This window comes from Pseudomonas sp. TH37 (genome assembly GCF_016650735.1).
In the GTDB taxonomy this organism is placed as follows: Bacteria; Pseudomonadota; Gammaproteobacteria; order Pseudomonadales; family Pseudomonadaceae; genus Aquipseudomonas; species Aquipseudomonas farris.
Window position 1 is genome coordinate 202,846 of the sequence record NZ_JAEKFD010000005.1, and the last position, 17,969, is coordinate 220,814.

At 60.2% G+C, this 17,969-nt stretch carries 16 protein-coding genes; 7 read left to right on the forward strand and 9 right to left on the reverse strand.

The window, feature by feature from the left end; genetic code table 11:
* Positions 1-8 precede the first annotated feature (8 nt).
* Positions 9-632: an FMN-binding negative transcriptional regulator gene (locus JFU11_RS15325; protein ID WP_201061140.1), complete on the reverse strand. Its 624-nt coding sequence runs from the start codon at positions 630-632 to the stop codon at positions 9-11.
* Positions 633-722: 90 nt separating this feature from the next.
* Here JFU11_RS15325 and JFU11_RS15330 point away from each other — a divergent pair, with 90 nt between their 5' ends.
* Complete coding sequence (locus JFU11_RS15330; protein ID WP_123720142.1) at positions 723-2,276, forward strand: PLP-dependent aminotransferase family protein; 1,554 nt, start codon at positions 723-725, stop codon at positions 2,274-2,276.
* Positions 2,277-2,291: 15 nt separating this feature from the next.
* Here the strand turns inward: JFU11_RS15330 and JFU11_RS15335 are convergent, their stop codons facing one another.
* The 6 genes from JFU11_RS15335 to aspA form a co-directional block, all read right to left on the reverse strand.
* Complete coding sequence (locus tag JFU11_RS15335) at positions 2,292-3,407, reverse strand: polyamine ABC transporter substrate-binding protein (RefSeq protein ID WP_123720143.1); 1,116 nt, start codon at positions 3,405-3,407, stop codon at positions 2,292-2,294.
* 12 nt (positions 3,408-3,419) lie between these two features.
* Positions 3,420-4,451: a histone deacetylase family protein gene (locus tag JFU11_RS15340; RefSeq protein WP_201061141.1), complete on the reverse strand. Its 1,032-nt coding sequence runs from the start codon at positions 4,449-4,451 to the stop codon at positions 3,420-3,422.
* Between the two features lie 262 nt (positions 4,452-4,713).
* Positions 4,714-5,712, reverse strand: coding sequence for an AraC family transcriptional regulator (locus tag JFU11_RS15345; RefSeq protein WP_201061143.1), 999 nt, complete (start codon positions 5,710-5,712; stop codon positions 4,714-4,716).
* A gap of 166 nt (positions 5,713-5,878) precedes the next feature.
* Positions 5,879-6,883 carry an asparaginase gene (locus tag JFU11_RS15350; protein WP_123720147.1) on the reverse strand — a complete coding sequence of 335 codons (1,005 nt, stop codon included), beginning with the start codon at positions 6,881-6,883 and terminating at the stop codon, positions 5,879-5,881.
* A gap of 175 nt (positions 6,884-7,058) precedes the next feature.
* On the reverse strand, positions 7,059-8,510 hold the full coding sequence (locus JFU11_RS15355; protein ID WP_201061144.1) for an alanine/glycine:cation symporter family protein: 1,452 nt from the start codon (positions 8,508-8,510) through the stop codon (positions 7,059-7,061).
* A gap of 486 nt (positions 8,511-8,996) precedes the next feature.
* Positions 8,997-10,421 (reverse strand): aspartate ammonia-lyase, encoded by a 1,425-nt coding sequence (gene aspA / locus JFU11_RS15360; protein ID WP_052966087.1) that lies wholly within the window; start codon positions 10,419-10,421, stop codon positions 8,997-8,999.
* Between the two features lie 181 nt (positions 10,422-10,602).
* Between aspA and JFU11_RS15365 the strand changes: the two genes are divergently transcribed.
* The 5 genes from JFU11_RS15365 to JFU11_RS15385 all read left to right on the forward strand — a co-directional run bounded on the left by JFU11_RS15365 (position 10,603) and on the right by JFU11_RS15385 (position 14,436).
* Positions 10,603-11,520 carry a LysR substrate-binding domain-containing protein gene (locus tag JFU11_RS15365; RefSeq protein ID WP_038980569.1) on the forward strand — a complete coding sequence of 306 codons (918 nt, stop codon included), beginning with the start codon at positions 10,603-10,605 and terminating at the stop codon, positions 11,518-11,520.
* A 329-nt stretch (positions 11,521-11,849) separates the two neighbouring features.
* A complete protein-coding gene (gene purE, locus JFU11_RS15370; RefSeq protein WP_003196369.1) occupies positions 11,850-12,341 on the forward strand; it encodes a 5-(carboxyamino)imidazole ribonucleotide mutase in 492 nt (163 codons plus the stop codon).
* An 11-nt stretch (positions 12,342-12,352) separates the two neighbouring features.
* The gene (locus tag JFU11_RS15375; RefSeq protein WP_123720149.1) at positions 12,353-13,435 is read left to right on the forward strand and encodes a 5-(carboxyamino)imidazole ribonucleotide synthase; all 1,083 of its coding nucleotides are present in this window, start codon (positions 12,353-12,355) and stop codon (positions 13,433-13,435) included.
* A gap of 118 nt (positions 13,436-13,553) precedes the next feature.
* The gene (locus JFU11_RS15380; protein ID WP_007896499.1) at positions 13,554-13,802 is read left to right on the forward strand and encodes a GlsB/YeaQ/YmgE family stress response membrane protein; all 249 of its coding nucleotides are present in this window, start codon (positions 13,554-13,556) and stop codon (positions 13,800-13,802) included.
* A 97-nt stretch (positions 13,803-13,899) separates the two neighbouring features.
* The gene (locus tag JFU11_RS15385) at positions 13,900-14,436 is read left to right on the forward strand and encodes a DUF3299 domain-containing protein (protein WP_038983567.1); all 537 of its coding nucleotides are present in this window, start codon (positions 13,900-13,902) and stop codon (positions 14,434-14,436) included.
* Positions 14,437-14,570: 134 nt separating this feature from the next.
* Here the strand turns inward: JFU11_RS15385 and JFU11_RS15390 are convergent, their stop codons facing one another.
* Together JFU11_RS15390 and JFU11_RS15395 are read right to left on the reverse strand one after the other, a co-directional pair.
* Positions 14,571-15,470 (reverse strand): D-hexose-6-phosphate mutarotase, encoded by a 900-nt coding sequence (locus JFU11_RS15390; protein ID WP_201061145.1) that lies wholly within the window; start codon positions 15,468-15,470, stop codon positions 14,571-14,573.
* Between the two features lie 86 nt (positions 15,471-15,556).
* The gene (locus tag JFU11_RS15395) at positions 15,557-15,961 is read right to left on the reverse strand and encodes an acyl-CoA thioesterase (protein ID WP_007896491.1); all 405 of its coding nucleotides are present in this window, start codon (positions 15,959-15,961) and stop codon (positions 15,557-15,559) included.
* A 508-nt stretch (positions 15,962-16,469) separates the two neighbouring features.
* On the opposite strand from JFU11_RS15395, the gene JFU11_RS15400 reads away from it, so the two are divergent.
* The gene (locus JFU11_RS15400) at positions 16,470-17,768 is read left to right on the forward strand and encodes an MFS transporter (RefSeq protein WP_123720151.1); all 1,299 of its coding nucleotides are present in this window, start codon (positions 16,470-16,472) and stop codon (positions 17,766-17,768) included.
* Positions 17,769-17,969: the final 201 nt, after the last annotated feature.

Below are 17,969 nucleotides of genomic sequence, written 5' to 3' on the forward strand. Positions count from 1 at the left end.
TTGGTTCCTTAACGCATCAAGTGGGCGAGGGCCTGGTCGTGCGCATCAGGGCTGGCGGCCAGCCCCTCGCGCACACCGGCGATGTCTGCAGCATTGCGGTTCTGGCTGAGCTTGCGCTTGCCCTCCAGACGCTGGATCGGCAAGGCAAAGCCGACGATGGCCTTGAGCATGCCATCAATGTAGTCGGTGGGGGCGTCGGCGACTTTCCAAGGATTGGTGCGACCGGCTTCATGACGATCAGTCAGAGCGCTGACCAGATTGCGCAGGCGATCGGCGTCGGCGAACACTTCGGCCATGCCATAGGCGTGTACGGCGACGTAGTTCCAGGTTGGCACGACTTTGCCGTGCTCGGCTTTGCTCGGGTAAAACCCCGGGCTGACGTAAGCATCGGCACCGGCAAAAATCACCAGCGCCTCGGCGCCGTTCTGCAATTCCCGCCATTGTGGATTGGCCCGGGCGAAGTGCCCGTAGAGGGTGCCATTCGGGCCATGGTCGACATTCAGCAGCAGCGGCAGATGACTGGCTTGCAGGCCCTGCTCACCGTGGGTGACCAAAACAGCAAGGCGAGTGCCGAGTATCTGCTGATGCAGTTCATTCAAATCATCGATGGCGAAATTGCTGGGCGTGTACATGGAAAATTTCCTTGGCGAATGCCTGCATCCTAGGCAGGCTATTGGTCTGTTGTAAGAGCCATTAATGACCAATTTCATAGGTCCATTACTATGTCGAATCCGCCGCTTCCCTCGTCGTTCAATCCCGCAGGTATCGAACTCGACCGCCGTCAGGGCCTGAGTCGTCAGCTTTATCAGGCGCTGCGGGTGCGAGTGCTCGACGGACGACTGGCCAGCGGCACACGACTGCCAGCCAGTCGAGATTTGGCGGCGGCGTTATCGATTTCCCGTAACAGCGTGGTCCGTGCCTACGATCAGCTTTACGCTGAGGGCTTCATCGAGGGGCGTGTTGGCGACGGGACTTATGTCGCGCAATTGCCTCAAGCCGCGGTGTCGGTGAAAAAATTATCCACAAAAGTATCCACAGGGTTTTCAACAGGGTTACCCACAGCCTTATCCACAAATTGGCTGGATTTACCTGTGGTTTCATCCAGTAAAGTTATCCACAGCGGTGCTCTGGACCGGGTTGAAAAGAACCATTTGACCTTGCCTCCCAGTGGTCCACCTCGGGCATTTCGTGTCGGCGTTCCAGCCTTCGATCTATTTCCTTTCGAGGTCTGGGCCAAGCTGAACGCGGCTTTCTGGCGTAAGCCGGATTTAGAGAAACTGTGTTACGGCGACCCAGCGGGTGATGCACGATTGCGAGGGCTGATTGCTGCGTATTTGCGCAGTTCTAGGGGCATGCAGTGCTCGGCTGAGCAAATAGTGATCACCAGTGGCGCGCAACAGGGGATTAGCCTTTGTGCACAGTTGCTGGTGGAGCCTGGCGACGGGGTGGGCATTGAAAATCCGGGGTATCAAGCGGCGGGTCATGCGTTCGCTGTAGCCGGCGCGCGATTGCACGGGATAGCGGTGGACAGTGAGGGCATTGATTGCACCGAATTGGCGGGGCTCAGCGATTGTCGATTGGCTTACGTCACGCCGTCGCATCAGTACCCGACCGGGGTGGTCATGAGTCTGGCGCGACGTCTTGAATTGTTGGCCTGGGCCGAACGCACCCAAGGCTGGATCGTCGAGGATGACTACGATGGCGAATACCGTTACAGCGGCGCGCCGCTGGCGCCGTTGGCTGCACTGGATCGGCAGGGGCGAGTGCTGTATGTCGGAACCTTCGGCAAGGTCGCATTCCCGGCATTAAGACTGGGTTACCTGGTGTTGCCGCCCGGATTGGTTGAGGCGTTCTCCCAGCGTCGTGCGGTGGACATGCGGCACTCGGAGGTCAGCACTCAAGCGGTAATGGCTGAGTTCATGGCGGCCGGGCATTTCCAGCGACACATCCGGCGTATGCGCCGTGCTGCGTTGAGTCGGCGTAACGTCTTGCTCAATGGCTGGCCTGTGGATATCCCGGGCGTCGGTAAGCTGCCCAGTGTGGCGGCCGGTTTGCACCTGACGGTACGTGTCGACAGCGTGGCTCGTGAGCGCGAATTGATCGAACAAGCCACCAGCGTCGGGGTGGAGGTCAATGGTTTGAGCAGTTATTGGCTGCCAGACACGACGCTCCCCGAGGACCAGCGCGCGGGGCTGGTCCTGGGGTTCGCTGCAGTGCCGGAGACGGCTATCGAATCGGCACTGGCGAGGCTCAAAGAGATCTGGAGCCCGGTGTGAGCCGCGCCACCCGGATCAGGTGCCGGACTTGATCTTGGTCCAGGCGCGGGTCCGTGCCCGTTCGGCATCGCGAGGCAATGGTTGCAGGGTGTAGAGGCTGCTCATTGCCGCTTCTGTCGGGTACAGGTTCGGGTTGTTGCGAATCGCCGGGTCGACCATTTCCGTGGCGTCCTTGTTCGGGTTCGGGTAGCCGACGAAATCGCTGACCGGTGCGATGACCTGGGGTTGCAGTAAGTAGTTGATGAAGGTGTAGGCGTCTTCCGGGTTTTTCGCGCCTTTGGGGATCGCCAGCATGTCGAACCAGATCGGCGCGCCTTCTTTGGGCAGGCGCATGTCGACGATCACGCCATTCTTGGCTTCCTTGGCACGGTTGGCGGCCTGGGAGAAGCTGCCGGAGTAACCGACCGCTACGCAGATGTCACCGTTGGCAATGTCGGCCATGTACTTGGACGAATGGAAATAGGTGATGTACGGACGAATCTTCATCAGCAGCGCTTCAGCCTTGGCGTAGTCCGCCGGCTTCTTGCTGTTGGGGTCCAGGCCCAGGTGTTGCAGGGCCAGCGGCAGGATCTCTGACGGCGAGTCGAGCAGGGCTACGCCGCACTGCTTGAGCTTGCTGATGTTCTCTTCCTTGAAGATCAGGTCCCAGCTGTCCACCGGTGCGTTGTCGCCTAACGCTGCTTTGACCTTGTCCGGGTTGAAACCGATCAGAATGGTCCCGTACATGTACGGCACGGCGAATTTGTTACCCGGGTCGTTGGCTTCGATCAACTTCATCAGCTTCGGATCGAGGTGGTTCCAGTTCGGCAGTTTGCTGCGGTCCAGCGGCTGGAACACCCCGGCTTCGATCTGCTTGGCGAGGAACACGTTGGACGGCACCACCACGTCGTAGCCAGAGTTGCCGGTCAGCAACTTGGCCTCCAGCGCTTCGTTGGTGTCGAAGATGTCGTAGACCAGTTTGGTCTGGGTGTTCTGCGCCTTGAAATCTTCCAGCGCCTTGGGGGTGATGTAGTCGAACCAGTTGTACACCCGCAATGTGCGTTCTTCAGCGTGCACCGCACCACTGAGCAACGTGGCGCATAGCACTGTGGGCAAGAGCGTTGGCGCGATAAAGCGCTTGAGTCGATTCATTGTTCTAATTCCTCATTGGGCGCTTTCGAAACCTTCGAGAACGTTCACGGCATTGATGCCGATTTCTTCCACCGCGTAACCGCCTTCCATCACGAACAGTGTCGGCTTGCCGAGGCCCGCGATGCGCGCGCCCATCGCCAGGTAATCCGGGCTGTCGAGTTTGAATTGGGAGATCGGGTCGTCCTTGAACGTATCGACACCCAAGGACACGACGATGATGTCGGCACCGTACTTTTCGATCTCTTTGCAGGCCTGCTCCAGCGCCGCGCTCCAACGGTCCCAGCCTGAACCGGCGGGCAAAGGGTAGTTGAAGTTGAAGCCTTCGCCCGGGCCTTCACCGTGTTCGTCTTCGTAGCCGAGGAAAAACGGAAACTCGGCTTCCGGATGGCCATGGATCGAGGTGAACAGCACGTCGCTACGCTCGTAGAAAATCGATTGGGTGCCGTTGCCGTGGTGGTAATCGACGTCGAGGATCGCGACCTTTTTGTGGCCTTGATCGAGGAATGCCTGAGCGGCGATGGCCGCGTTGTTGAGGTAGCAATAACCGCCCATCAAATCGCTGGCGGCATGGTGCCCCGGTGGACGACACAAGGCGAAAGCACTGCGAGCCCCGCGCTGGATCACCGCTTGGGCCGTGAGGGCAACTTGCGCCGCGCTATACGCCGCTTGCCAGGTGCCGGCGGTAATCGGGGCGCCGCCGTCGAAACTGTAATAGCCGAGCTGGCCGTGCAGGCTGGTGGGCATGATCCGACGCAAGGTGCGGGCCGGCCAGGTGTAGGGCAGCAAGTCGCCGTCGGTATTGAATTCGGTCCAGCGCGCCCAGGCCCCTTTGAAGAAGTCGAGGTAATCGCGGCTGTGGATGCGCTCGATCGGTCCGAGACCGAAATCCAGCGGCGCCTCGACCGGGCCCAGGCGGCGGTACTGCACGCGTGCCAGCACATGGTCGGCCCGCGAGGGCATCTCGAAACAGGGCATCAATTGCCCGTCCATCAATTCACAACGGCCGTGGTGCAGGTGGTGATCGTCCGAGTAGATCGTCAGCATTCTTGTTCTCCGCAGGCTGATTCGGTTGAACACAGTCTTGCGGCGGGCGGCGTTTGGGAGAACGGCAGGAAAGGCCAAAAGGGGATCAATATGGCCAAAAGATTTGACCGAAATTCGCCCCTTAATGGCACGTCGGCGCTTCAACATTGGCTTGGAATGCCAAACCTGTGGGAGCGGGCTTGCCCGCGAAAGCGGTGGTCCAATCAATGGAGATGCGTCGAATGTACTGACCTCTTCGCGGGCAAGCCCGCTCCCACAGGGGTTATCGGTGCGGCCGGAACTGACTCGGCGCCACACCACTCCAGCGCACAAACGCATGGCGGAAGCTCGCGGTCTCGCTGAACCCCAATGCCTCGGCAATCCGATAGATCGGCAGTTGATCTTCGCAGAGCATTCGCTTGGCCTGCTCAAAGCGCAATTCATCGAGCAGTTCCTGATAGCTGCAGCCCAGGTCCTTCAGATGTCGCCGCAGGGTGCGCGCCGAGCAGTTCAGCTGTTCGGCCAGCCCATCCAGGCCCGGCGCCGCGCTCAGTTGCGCCGCGAGTAGTTGGCGGATACGCCCGAGCCAGGCCTGACGCCCGGTGAACTCGGTGTTTTGCTTGCGACAACGCTCGGCCATGGCCTGGTGCGTGATGGCGTCGGCCAGAGGCAGGGGTTGTTCAAGCCAGCGTTTGTCGAAAGCAAAGGCATTGGACGCAGCATCGAACTGCAAGGGGCAGTCGAAACGCTCGGCGTAGCGCGCCTGATAGTCCGGCGCCGGGTGTTCGAAGCGGGCGCCGAGTAGAGGCAGAGGATGGCCGAGTAGGTCTTCACAGGTGACTTTCATCGAGACCAGGCAAAACTCGACATTGAACGGCGCCAGCGCCGGATTTTCCCGATAGTCGCCGGCGGTGAGCCAGATGCGCTCGCCATCTTCCTCCAGGCTCAACTCGAACAGCGTTCCCAATAGCGCCGGATAGTGCAGCGCCAACCGCAACGCGTCACCTAAAGTGGCGCTGGTGAGTAAGGCATACCCAAGCATGCCGTAGGACGAAACGTGCATCCGCCGGCCCAACTCCAGGCCGATATCGCGGCGTAACGCGACGGCGTTGGCGCAAACCAACATCTCTTGGTTGGTGGTGAGGCGCGTGTCCGCCCGGCTCAGATCCGCCGCGCTGATGCCGCTGCCGGCCAATAACGCCTCGCTGGACAGGCCTTCAGCCTTGAAGGTATTGAGCACGAGGGAGACGGCGTTGAGGGTGGTGAGATGGGAGTGGAGCATGGGTGGTTCCAGCCGTTAAGTAGCTGGAGGTGAGCAAGTTATATGCCCAACGACGATCCTGTGGGAGCGGGCTTGCCCGCGAAGAGGCCAGTGCATTCGATGCATCTCCATTGACTGGACCACCGCTTTCGCGGGCAAGCCCGCTCCCACAGGGTTTTTTGTCGGATCAGATAAGTTCGCCGCACAGGTCGAGTTCAACCAGCCGCCGAACTTCAGCAGTCTCGAGCCCTGCGCCCAGCAACCCCTGCAATTTGCCGAATGCCGCCTCGCGAGTCATGCCGCCACCGGACAACACACCGGCGTCACGCAAGCGGCTGCCCGCCTCATACACGTCGAGCTGCACACCACCTTCATGACATTGCGTCACCGCGACCACCACCACACCTTTGTTCCGCGCCCGTTCCAGGCTGGCGAGAAACTCGGGGTTGTCGCTTGGCCCGGTACCGCTGCCATAACATTCCAGCACCAGACCCTGAATACCGCTGTTGAGCAGGCCATCCAGTTGATCGGCACCGATGCCTGGGAACAGCGGCAACACCGCGACCTTCGCCAGCTGTTTAGGCTGGTTGTAGTTCAGCTGCGCCGGCACGGAAGTCGCCTTCACGCCGCCGCCCTGACGCTCCAGCCGCTTGAATGGATGACGACCGAAACTGCGAACCTTCGCGCAACGGGTCGGGTCGAGCAGTTCGCCGTGGAAGTACAGATGAACGCCCGGTGCGAGGCCCTGGCCAAGAGCAACCAACGCACCGCTGAGGTTTTCCCAGGCATCGCTGTCGGTCACGCCGGCCGGCAGCATGGAGCCGGTGAACACCACGCGGGCATGCAGGCCGAGCAACTGAAAGCTCATGGCTGCGGCGCTGTAGGCCAGGGTGTCGGTGCCATGCAGGATCAACACGCTGTCGCAGCCCTGGACATCAACGGCGTCGACCACTGCTTCACGCAATTGCTGCCAGTAGGCGGGCGTCATGTTGGCGCTGTCGATCAGCGGCGACATCTCGCGAAAGCGCCACTGCGGCACTACCAGCTCAGGCTGGCTGTGCAGATATCCGCGCATCCGCGCTTCGAAACCGGACGCCGGGGCCAAGCCGTGGGCACTGGCTTGCATGCCGATGGTGCCGCCGGTGTAGAGCACCATGACGTGCTGGGCAGCAGGAAAAGTCGAGGAATTCATGGAGGTTCTCCGAAAACGATGTGGGAGCGAGCCTGCTCGCGATGGCAGCGATGTGGTCTCAAGCTCGAACCAAAACGGCAGCATCAAAAAAGCTGCCACAACATGCGACCGAGCATGACGCCGGTCGCAAGCTGTGTCACGCCGGGCGCAGGGGATGCGCCCGGTTTTTTACCGATCAGCGTTGCGCTGCGGTAACGCCTTGCGGCTCGGCGTCTGCCTGTGGAGTGGCAGCTGCCGGATTGGCTGGCCAGGCTTTCAGGTCCAGGTCCAGATCCGGGAACTTGCTCGAATCGAACACCGGGGTCTTGATGCCGGCAGCGCGCTGGTCATCGTAGTCACGCAGGATGCGCATGCCGACCTTGAACAGCAGGAACAGCGCGATCAGGTTCACGAATGCCAGCATGGTCATGGTGATGTCGGCGAAGGCGAACACAGTGCCGAGGTTTTCGATGGCACCCCAGAAAATCAACACCAGTACCAGCGCGCGATAGCCGATCAGCACCTTGCGGTTTTCGCCGATCATGAAGCGCAGGTTGTTCTCGCCCAGGTAATAGTTGTAGAGGATCGAGGTGAACACGAACAATGACAGGGCCACGGAGATGAATACCCGGCCCCAGTCACCGACCACGGCAGCCAGGGAGTTCTGGGTCAGGGCAATGCCGTCACCTTCAAAGCCCGGGGTGTAGAAGCCCGACAGCAGGATCAGCAATGCGGTGCAGGTGCAGATCACGAAGGTGTCGAGGAACACGCTGAACGCCTGAACCACGCCTTGCGAGACCGGGTGCTCGACCGAGGCCACGGCGGCCACGTTCGGCGCACTACCCAGGCCTGCTTCGTTGGCGAACACGCCGCGCTTCACGCCCATGACGATGGCGCTGCCGATCAGGCCGCCGAACGCCTGGTCCAGACCGAAGGCGCTTTTGACGATGGTCATCAACATGCCTGGAACGTGGTCGAACTGCAGCACGATCACGTAGAGGGTCACGCCGATGTAGGCCAGGGTTTTGACCGGTACCAGCAGGTCAGCGACCTTGGCGATTCGCTTGATCCCGCCGATGAACACCAGACCCAGTAACACCGCCAGGGCCAGCCCGGTGTAAGTGGTGTCGAAGCCGAACGCGTTGTTCAGCGAGTGGGTCACGGCATGGGCTTGCAGGCCGTTGAAGGCGAAGCCGAAGGTGATCAGCAGCAGGAACGCCATGATCATGCCCAGCCAGCGCTTCTGCAGGCCGTGTTGAATGTAGAAGGACGGGCCGCCACGGAACTGGCCTTCGGAGTCGCAGCGCTTGTAGAGCTGGCCGAGGGAGCATTCGAAGAAGCTGCTGGACATGCCGACCAACGCGGTCACCCACATCCAGAACACCGCCCCGGGGCCACCAAGGGTCACGGCGATGCCGACACCAGCGATGTTGCCCGCACCGACGCGGCCGGCGAGGCTGAGCATCAGGGCCTGGAAGGAACTGAGCTGGCCAGCGCTGCTTTTGAGGCTGTCACGGAACACCGCGAACATGTGAAAGAAATGGCGGAACTGAACGAAACGCGAGCGGATCGTGAAGTAGCTACCGAGCCCGACAATGAGCACGATCAGTACTTTCCCTGAGAGGAAGTCGTTGATGACTTCGAGCATGGATTATTCCTCGCTATTTTTTGTGTGTGCAGATACTGGATGGACCGACACATCGCGTTACACCGGCTTGCGCGTGGCACAACAAGTGGATCGAGGTTCGTTCCGGTTCCATATCGCGGGTTTTATTAGTTCGGGTTTCGCATGGGTTTGGGTCTCGTTAACGACGACCGCTCACGCGAAGAGGGCCGGCACTATACATAAGGAGAGTGCCGTCCGTCTGCACGATTGTGGTGCAAGCGACGAAACGAGGTAGCTGCAAGATCAAAAAATCGCAGCCTTCGAAAGCTTCTACGGGTACGTCAAACCCTGTAGGAGCTGCCGAAGGCTGCGATCTTGGCGGCACTTAAAACATTCAACATGTTCGGAAAATCCGCAAAAGAGTTAAAAAAAAGGGCTTGAGGGAACAAATCCCCAAGCCCTCAAAAGGTGAGAGGTGTCTAGTCCCTCGACCTGGTGAGCGTGCTCTTCAAAAGAGCCTGCGTTCGGTTAAGCCTTCAAAGGCACCAGACGCGGAGCAATCATGTTTTCCGGGCGCAGGATGTCGGCGAGCATTTCTTCGTCGAGCAAGCCTTCTTCGCGCACCAGTTCCAGCACGCCGCGGCCGCTTTCAAGCGCGATACGGGCAATGCGGGTGGCGTTTTCGTAGCCGATGTACGGGTTCAGCGCGGTAACCAGGCCGATCGAGTGTTCGACCAGTTCACGGCAGCGCTCTTCGTTGGCGGTGATGCCGACGATGCAGTGCTCGCGCAGCATGTCCATGGCGCGTTGCAGCAGGCGGATCGAGTCGAAGATCTTGAACGCAATCAGCGGCTCCATCACGTTCAGTTGCAGCTGGCCGCCTTCGGCAGCGATGGTCAAGGCCAGGTCGTTGCCGATGATCTGGAACGCAACCTGGTTCACGGCTTCCGGGATTACCGGGTTGACCTTGCCTGGCATGATCGAGCTGCCTGGCTGACGCGCTGGCAGGTTGATTTCGTTGATGCCGGTGCGTGGGCCGCTGGACAGCAGGCGCAGGTCGTTGCAGATCTTCGACAGCTTGACCGCGGTGCGCTTGAGCATGCCGGAGAACAGCACGAAGGCGCCCATGTCGGAAGTGGCTTCGATCAGGTCGGCGGCTGGAACCAGCGGTTGACCGCTGATCAGAGCCAGGCGCTGAACGGCCAGGGCCTGGTAACGCGGGTCGGCGTTGATGCCGGTACCGATCGCGGTGCCGCCCAGGTTCACTTCGGTCAGCAGCTCAGGTGCCAAGGTCTTCAGACGCGCCAAGTCTTCGCTCAGGGTGGTGGCGAAGGCGCGGAATTCCTGGCCCAGGGTCATCGGCACGGCGTCTTGCAGCTGGGTACGACCCATCTTTAGAACGTGGCTGAATTCTTCACCTTTGGCAGCGAACGACTGGATCAGGCTGTCGAGGCTGGCCAGCAGCGCGTCGTGACCCAGCAGCAGACCCAGACGGATCGCGGTCGGGTAGGCGTCGTTGGTCGACTGCGCCATGTTCACGTCGTTGTTCGGGTGCAGGTACTGGTATTCGCCCTTGCTGTGGCCCATGGCCTCCAGCGCGATGTTGGCGATGACTTCGTTTGCATTCATGTTGGTCGAAGTCCCAGCGCCGCCTTGAATCATGTCCACCACGAATTCTTCGTGGAAATCGCCGCGGATCAATCGGGCACAGGCTTCGCTGATGGCAGCGTGCTTGGCTTCGCTCAGGTGACCCAACTCGCGGTTGGCGTCAGCGGCGGCCTGTTTGACCATTGCCAGGCCGACAACCAGCTTCGGGTAATGCGAAATCGGAACGCCGGAGAGACGGAAGTTGTTCACCGCTCGCAGGGTCTGGATGCCGTAATACGCTTGAGCAGGTACTTCGAGTACGCCAAGCAGGTCTTTTTCTGTGCGGAAAGATGCAGCGGAGGACATGATAGAAATCATCTCGATAGGGACCCGGTCTGTGCCGGAACACCGCAAATGCTAGGCTTGTGAATAATTTTGGGCCAATGCTGTTAAACACTAGCCTATGCACATTCGGCATAATGCCCATGTGACGCCGCGCGTGCGGCGAGCGTGTGACCTAAATTGGTGCGTGTCCGGGAGGGGCGTGATGAATCTGGAAAGCAAATGGCTCGAGGACTTTAGTGCTCTGGCCGCCACCCGCAGCTTCTCCCAGGCGGCTGAACGACGCTTCGTGACCCAGCCTGCATTCAGTCGGCGGATCCGCAGCCTCGAAGCCGCGCTGGGGCTGACTCTGGTCAATCGCTCCCGCACGCCGGTTGAGCTGACGGCGGCGGGACAGCTTTTTCTAGTCACCGCGCGAACCGTGGTTGAACAGCTGGGTGAAGTGCTGCGTCACCTTCATCACTTGGAGGGCGGGCAGGGCGAGGTGATGCAGGTTGCCGCCGCTCACTCCCTGGCGCTGGGTTTCTTCCCGCGCTGGATCGCGCAGTTGCGCAACGAAGGGCTGAACATCGCCACGCGACTGGTGGCGACCAACGTTGGTGATGCCGTGCATGCATTGCGCGAAGGCGGCTGCGATCTGATGCTGGCGTTTTACGACCCGGATGCGGCCATGCAAATGGACCCGGAGATTTTCCCGTCGCTGCACCTGGGGGACACCGAAATGCTCCCGGTCTGCGCCGCCGATGCCGATGGCAAACCGTTGTTCGACCTGGAAGGCGAGGCCAGCGTGCCGCTATTGGCCTACAGCGCCGGTGCGTTTCTTGGACGTTCGGTGAACATGCTGTTGCGCCAGCGGGCGCTGCGATTCACCACTATTTACGAAACCGCCATGGCCGACAGCCTGAAAAGCATGGCGCTGGAAGGCCTTGGCATCGCCTGGGTACCGCAACTGAGCGTGCGCGCCGAACTGGCTCGCGGCGAGTTGGTGGTCTGCGGCGGCCCGCAATGGCATGTGCCACTGGAGATCCGTCTGTACCGCTGCGCATTGGTGCGCAAGGCGAACGTGCGGTTGTTGTGGCGCAAGCTTGAAGGCGGTGCGGCCCAAACCACCCCCGTTTCTTGAAGACAACGAAGAACCCTGTGGGAGCGGGCTTGCCCGCGATTGCGGCGTGTCAGGCAACATCATTGTTTGCTATGCCGGCCTCATCGCAGGCAAGCCAGCTCCCACAGGGATTTGTGGTGGATTTGATTGACCTTGAGGTCAATAAAACCGGCACTTTGCGCCGTATGACAGATGGTCGCATCGGGGGCTGTTTATCTGCTTCATTGAGGTATACTGCGCGGCCTTCGGCCGGTTCGTCCGGCCATTTTTCGTACAATCAAGCCACGCATTCTGCGTGGCTTGTTGTTTTTTGACGCGCCTGCGGGCGCCCAGAGAGAAGAGGCACGACGATGAGCGCACTGGTTGGCGTGATCATGGGCTCCAAGTCCGATTGGTCCACCCTTAGCCACACCGCCGATATGCTGGAAAAGCTCGGCATCCCTTACGAGGTGAAAGTGGTCTCTGCCCACCGCACCCCGGACCTGCTGTTCCAGTACGCCGAAGAGGCTGAGGCCCGTGGCATCGAGGTGATCATCGCCGGTGCCGGTGGCGCGGCCCACTTGCCAGGCATGTGTGCGGCCAAGACCCACCTGCCGGTGCTGGGCGTGCCGGTACAGTCGTCGATGCTCTCGGGTGTCGATTCGCTGCTGTCTATCGTGCAAATGCCGGCAGGCATTCCGGTTGCCACCCTGGCCATCGGCAAGGCCGGCGCAATCAACGCAGCGCTGCTCTCGGCGAGCATCCTGGGCGCCAAGCATCCGCAATTTCATACCGTGTTGAAGAAATTCCGCGCTGAGCAGACAGACAGCGTCCTGGACAATCCAGACCCACGCATCGCCTGAGGTTGTTGACGATGAAAATCGGTGTAATCGGTGGCGGCCAGTTGGGTCGCATGTTGGCGCTGGCGGGCACTCCGCTGGGCATGAACTTCGCTTTCCTCGACCCGGCGCCGGATGCTTGTGCAGCCGCGTTGGGCGAACATCTGCGGGCCGATTACGGCGATCAGGATCACCTGCGTCAGTTGGCCGATGAAGTCGATCTGGTGACCTTCGAGTTCGAAAGCGTCCCGGCCGAAACTGTGGCATTCCTGTCGCAATTCGTCCCGGTGTACCCGAGCGCCGAAGCGCTGCGCATCGCTCGCGATCGCTGGTTCGAAAAGAGCATGTTCAAGGACCTGGGGATTCCAACTCCCGCGTTCGCCGACATCCAGTCGCAAGCCGATCTGGATGCCGCCGTGGCTTCCATCGGTCTGCCGGCCGTGCTGAAAACCCGCACCCTGGGTTACGACGGCAAGGGCCAGAAAGTCCTGCGCAAGCTTGAAGATGTGGCTGGCACTTTCGCCGAGCTGGGCAGCGTTGCCTGCCTGCTGGAAGGCTTCGTGCCGTTCACTGGCGAAGTCTCGCTGATTGCCGTGCGTGCTCGCGATGGCGAAACCAAGTTCTATCCGCTGGTTCACAACACCCACGACAGCGGCATTCTCAAGCTGTCCGTGGCCAGTACCGACCACCCGCTGCAAGCATTGGCTGAAGACTACTCCAGCCGGGTGCTCAAGCAGCTGGAGTACGTCGGCGTTATGGCGTTCGAGTTCTTTGAAGTCGACGGCGGCCTCAAGGCCAACGAAATCGCCCCGCGCGTGCACAACTCCGGGCACTGGACCACTGAAGGCGCCGAGTGCAGCCAGTTCGAAAACCACCTGCGGGCCGTCGCCGGTCTGCCGCTGGGCTCGACGGCCAAGGTCGGCGAGAGCGCGATGCTCAACTTCATCGGTGTCGTGCCGCCAGTAGAAAAAGTGATCGCGATCGACGACTGCCATCTGCATCACTACGGCAAGGCTTTCAAGGTCGGCCGCAAGGTCGGTCACGCCAATCTGCGCTGTGCAGACCGTGAGACGTTGGCTGCGCAGATCCTCAAGGTCGAAGCGCTCATCGCCGAATAGTTTCATGTGGCAGCGGCGGAACCTTCAGGGGCCGCCGTTCTCTGATGGCAGGATGCCAAAGTCTGTCTAGGCTTCGGCTAGGTGTCCTGTCTCACCAAATCATTCAGAGGGAAATGTCATGGGAATTATCGGAACCATCTTTATCGGCTTGATCGTCGGCCTGCTGGCTCGGTTCTTGAAACCGGGCGATGACAGCATGGGCTGGATCATGACCATCCTGCTCGGTATCGGCGGTTCGCTGGCGGCCACTTACGGCGGCCAGGCCCTGGGCATTTACCGCGCTGGCGAAGGCGCAGGTTTCATCGGTGCGCTGGTGGGCGCGGTGGTATTGCTGGTGATCTACGGCCTGATCAAAAAAAGGACCTGATTGAAGTGACAAAGCCCTCTCTGCGCCATCGTCGGAGAGGGCTAGAATGCTTGGCGTTGCCATCGTCACATTGTCCTATCCTTTGCCGAGCACTTTCATGCGCCGTCTTCTGCTGACTCTTCTCTTCCTGGGCAGTGGTTTGGCCCATGCCGGCGAACTGCCGGAAACCGACTGGCTCGAACTGATGCCCAAGTCGGACCAGAAAGCCCTCGAGGCCATGCCCGAAATCGACCACAACTCCCCCGAAGCCAACGGCACCTTTACCCAAAAGGGTGGCATGAAGCAGAGCAAGGGCTTGCCGGCGGTGATGTACTCGACCAAAACCGTGCCGTCGATGAACGACAAACACATCCGCATTGGCGGTTATCCGGTACCGCTGGAATCCGACGCCAAGGGTCACAGCACGCTGTTCTTCCTTGTGCCGTATCCCGGCGCTTGCATCCACGTGCCGCCACCGCCACCTAACCAGTTGGTGCTGGTGCGTTATCCAAAAGGCTTGAAGCTGAATGACATCTACACGCCGCTGTGGGTGACCGGCACGCTGAAGATCGAGAAGGTCAACAACGACCTGGCGGATGCGGCGTATGCGCTGGATGCCGCGCAGGTGCGGGTGGTCAAAGAGTCGGATTTGTAGCGCGCCAGTCAGGTCGGCACTAACCAACTGTGGGAGCGAGCCTGCTCGCGATGGCGGTTTAACAGTCAACATTGATGTTGGATGTTATGGCCTCATCGCGAGCAGGCTCGCTCCTACATTGGTTTACGGTGTTGCTATAAAGGCTTGCTACCGATGCTCACGCCCAGGGTGTGGCTCACTCCTGGTGCCAGCGTCACCACATCACCCATCACATTCGCCGTTTCAATGCATAGCATGCGCTGCCAGCCATCGTCGGCCATGTCGCTGAACGCTGCGGCGCGGTCGATCCAGGGGTTCCAGATCACCGCAGAGCGCGAACCGCTGCTGGTCAGTTCGATGCGTCGTTCCCAGTGCGGGTCAACGATGCTCAGCTTCGGTGGGGTATTGAGATAGATGCGGTCGGTCTCGCCGGTAAAACGCAGATCACCGGTCTGGGTGACGGTTTTCCAGTCGTCCAGCGTTTCGATATAGCTCAAGCCATCCAGCCCTTCAACGTGCACGTTGCGCACATCGCTGACCGCGAAATAGCTGTGCAATGCCTGGCTGATCGTGACGGGTTCGGCGCCCTTGTTTTCGCTCGTCAGGCTGATATGCAACTGCTCATCCAGACGAATGCTCAGTTTCAAGTCCACCTGATGCGGCCATCCCGGCAGACCGCCTTCGGGGTAGGGCAGGACGAATTCCACTTTCAGGCTTTCGCCCTCGGTTTCGATGCCGCCCAGTTCCCAGTCCATCGCCCGCACCAGACCATGAGCGGTCGACGGTTCCTGGCTGACGCGCATGGCCTGGACGCTCTGCGGGTTGCGCGACAGGTTGCCGAACCATGGCCAGCACACCGGCACGCCGGCGCGGATACTCTTGCCAGTCTTGAACACCGCCTCGTCGTTGAGCCAGATCAGCGGCGGTTCGCCAGCCAATTGATAACTGAGGATGTGCGCGCCTTGCTGGGCCACCAGCAATTCGGCCTGACCGTGGCGGATGCGCCAGCAGTTCAGTTCATCCAGTTTCACGGCTTCAACGTTGGGCGTGCTCATGGGGCAACTCTCGATCAGGAACAGGACTGCAATGGACCGCAAAACGGTCGCCGGGTTTAACGCCCACTTTTTTTACGGGCTCCGGTTTAACGAGCTCTAGGCGGAACCGAGCGAGTGCGGCCGCTGCCGTCGATGGCGACAAACACGAAGACTGCTTCGGTCACTTTACGCCATTCGCTGGACAGTGGATCGTCGCTCCAGACTTCGACCATCATCTGAATCGAGCTGCGGCCGATTTCCAGGGCCTGGGTATAGAAGGAGAGCTGAGCACCCACCGCTACCGGCACCAGGAACGCCATGCGATCGATCGCTACGGTGGCCACGCGACCACCGGCGACCTTGCTGGCCATTGCGGTGCCAGCCAAATCCATCTGCGCCACCAGCCAGCCGCCGAAAATATCGCCAAAGCCATTGGTTTCGCGCGGAAGCGCGGTGATTTGCAGGGCCAGGTCGCCTTGCGGGATTGGATCTTCTTGTTCGAGCTCTATCATGCCGGGGGTGCCTCTGACCCGTGACTCTTCATGTATGTAGCGGGTGAATAGCCGTCTTACGGCTCCGCGCGCAAAGTGCCTGCGCTCGGTCATGCTGCGTTAAAAACAGGCTCGGACGCTCATTTACAGCAGCAAACTCCGCGTCCTCGCCTGTTTTTGCCTTGCCTGACCTTCGCTCGGCGACTTTGCGCACTGGAGCCTTGGAAAAACGATTCAGCCCCGAACATACTACGTTCGTCACGTTTTTCGTAAGGCGCCTAAAGGGAAACTCTGCGAAATCGGCTGACGGATGCCAACGACGGTTTCGCACAGCAACCCCTTACAAGCCGTTGCAATGTTACGAGTATATCGATCGGTAGACTCCGAGACGACCGTCCGGTTCTCATTTTGACCGTCAAATACGCGCCTCTATGTGCTTTTTTGAACAATTTGCTATCGTGCCGAACCTGCCCAAGCCTCAGCCAGCGTTGTCGAGGTTGCAGATCCGACTATAAGAGAAGCCCTTGCCATGACCACAGCGCCCTCGAGCATCGCGCAGCCCAACCAATCCGCACGTCCGCTGACCCGCAACGACTATAAGACGTTATCGCTGTCTGCCCTGGGCGGCGCGCTGGAGTTTTACGACTTCATCATCTTTGTGTTCTTTGCCACGGTGGTCGGCAAGCTGTTCTTTCCTGCCGACATGCCCGAGTGGCTGCGCCTGATGCAGACTTTCGGCATCTTCGCCGCTGGCTACCTGGCGCGGCCGCTGGGTGGCATCGTCATGGCGCACTTCGGTGATCTGCTGGGGCGCAAGAAGATGTTCACCTTGAGCATTTTCATGATGGCAGTGCCGACCCTGATCATGGGCTTGCTGCCGACTTATGCGCAGATTGGTATGTGGGCGCCGATCCTGTTGCTGCTGATGCGGGTGATCCAGGGCGCGGCGATTGGCGGTGAAGTGCCGGGGGCTTGGGTATTCGTTTCCGAACACGTGCCACAGCGGCACATCGGTTATGCCTGCGGCACGCTGACCTGCGGTCTGACCGCCGGTATTCTTTTGGGCTCATTGGTCGCCACCGCGATCAACAGCATTTACACACCGGTTGAAGTTTCGGATTACGCCTGGCGGATCCCGTTCCTGCTGGGCGGTGTGTTTGGCCTGTTCTCGGTCTACCTGCGCCGTTGGCTCCACGAAACTCCGGTGTTCGCCGAGCTTCAATTGCGCAAGGCCCTGGCCGAGGAAGTGCCGCTGCGCGCCGTGTTGCGCGACCATCGCGGTGCGATCCTGATTTCCATGCTGCTGACCTGGCTGCTGTCCGCCGGCATCATCGTGATCATCCTCATGACGCCGACCGTGCTGCAGACCGTTTACCACTTCTCGCCGACTACCGCGTTGCAGGCCAACAGCCTGGCCATCGTGTTCCTGAGCCTGGGCTGTGTAGCCTCCGGTACTCTGGCTGACCGCTTCGGCGCTGGCCGGGTGTTCGTGTTCGGTAGCGCCGCGCTGCTGATCAGTTCGTGGACGTTCTATCACAGCCTGTTCAACCATCCCGACTGGCTGTTCCCGATGTATGCCCTGACCGGTCTGCTGGTCGGGACCATCGGTGCGGTGCCGTATGTGATGGTCAAAGCCTTCCCGGCGGTGGTGCGGTTCAGCGGGTTGTCGTTTTCCTACAACCTGGCTTACGCGATTTTCGGTGGCCTGACGCCGATGGTGGTGACGTTGCTGCTGAAGGAAAGCCCGATGGGGCCTGCCTATTATGTGGCGATCATTTGCGGCGTTGGGATTTTGGTAGGGGCGTATCTCTGGAAGAAAGGGCGCTAACCTTGTAACCGATCGTTCCCACGCTCTGCGTGGGAATGCCGCCATGGACGCTCTGCGTCCGCTTTTGAATGGGACGCAGAGCGTCCCGAGATGCATTCCCACGAAGAGCGTGGGAACGATCTATCGCTAGATGCTGGCCTTTCATCCAATTGTCATATTTCAGCCATAGAGTGTTCACACGGCCTGCTGATACTTGGCCCC

Excerpts from the sequence above, each read along its gene's own strand:
- JFU11_RS15325 (WP_201061140.1), bottom strand. The coding sequence starts at position 632 with ATGTACACGCCCAGCAATTTCGCCATCGATGATTTGAATGAACTGCAT.
- JFU11_RS15330 (WP_123720142.1), top strand. The coding sequence starts at position 723 with ATGTCGAATCCGCCGCTTCCCTCGTCGTTCAATCCCGCAGGTATCGAA.
- JFU11_RS15335 (WP_123720143.1), bottom strand. The coding sequence starts at position 3,407 with ATGAATCGACTCAAGCGCTTTATCGCGCCAACGCTCTTGCCCACAGTG.
- JFU11_RS15340 (WP_201061141.1), bottom strand. The coding sequence starts at position 4,451 with ATGCTGACGATCTACTCGGACGATCACCACCTGCACCACGGCCGTTGT.
- JFU11_RS15345 (WP_201061143.1), bottom strand. The coding sequence starts at position 5,712 with ATGCTCCACTCCCATCTCACCACCCTCAACGCCGTCTCCCTCGTGCTC.
- JFU11_RS15350 (WP_123720147.1), bottom strand. The coding sequence starts at position 6,883 with ATGAATTCCTCGACTTTTCCTGCTGCCCAGCACGTCATGGTGCTCTAC.
- JFU11_RS15355 (WP_201061144.1), bottom strand. The coding sequence starts at position 8,510 with ATGCTCGAAGTCATCAACGACTTCCTCTCAGGGAAAGTACTGATCGTG.
- aspA (WP_052966087.1), bottom strand. The coding sequence starts at position 10,421 with ATGTCCTCCGCTGCATCTTTCCGCACAGAAAAAGACCTGCTTGGCGTA.
- JFU11_RS15365 (WP_038980569.1), top strand. The coding sequence starts at position 10,603 with ATGAATCTGGAAAGCAAATGGCTCGAGGACTTTAGTGCTCTGGCCGCC.
- purE (WP_003196369.1), top strand. The coding sequence starts at position 11,850 with ATGAGCGCACTGGTTGGCGTGATCATGGGCTCCAAGTCCGATTGGTCC.
- JFU11_RS15375 (WP_123720149.1), top strand. The coding sequence starts at position 12,353 with ATGAAAATCGGTGTAATCGGTGGCGGCCAGTTGGGTCGCATGTTGGCG.
- JFU11_RS15380 (WP_007896499.1), top strand. The coding sequence starts at position 13,554 with ATGGGAATTATCGGAACCATCTTTATCGGCTTGATCGTCGGCCTGCTG.
- JFU11_RS15385 (WP_038983567.1), top strand. The coding sequence starts at position 13,900 with ATGCGCCGTCTTCTGCTGACTCTTCTCTTCCTGGGCAGTGGTTTGGCC.
- JFU11_RS15390 (WP_201061145.1), bottom strand. The coding sequence starts at position 15,470 with ATGAGCACGCCCAACGTTGAAGCCGTGAAACTGGATGAACTGAACTGC.
- JFU11_RS15395 (WP_007896491.1), bottom strand. The coding sequence starts at position 15,961 with ATGATAGAGCTCGAACAAGAAGATCCAATCCCGCAAGGCGACCTGGCC.
- JFU11_RS15400 (WP_123720151.1), top strand. The coding sequence starts at position 16,470 with ATGACCACAGCGCCCTCGAGCATCGCGCAGCCCAACCAATCCGCACGT.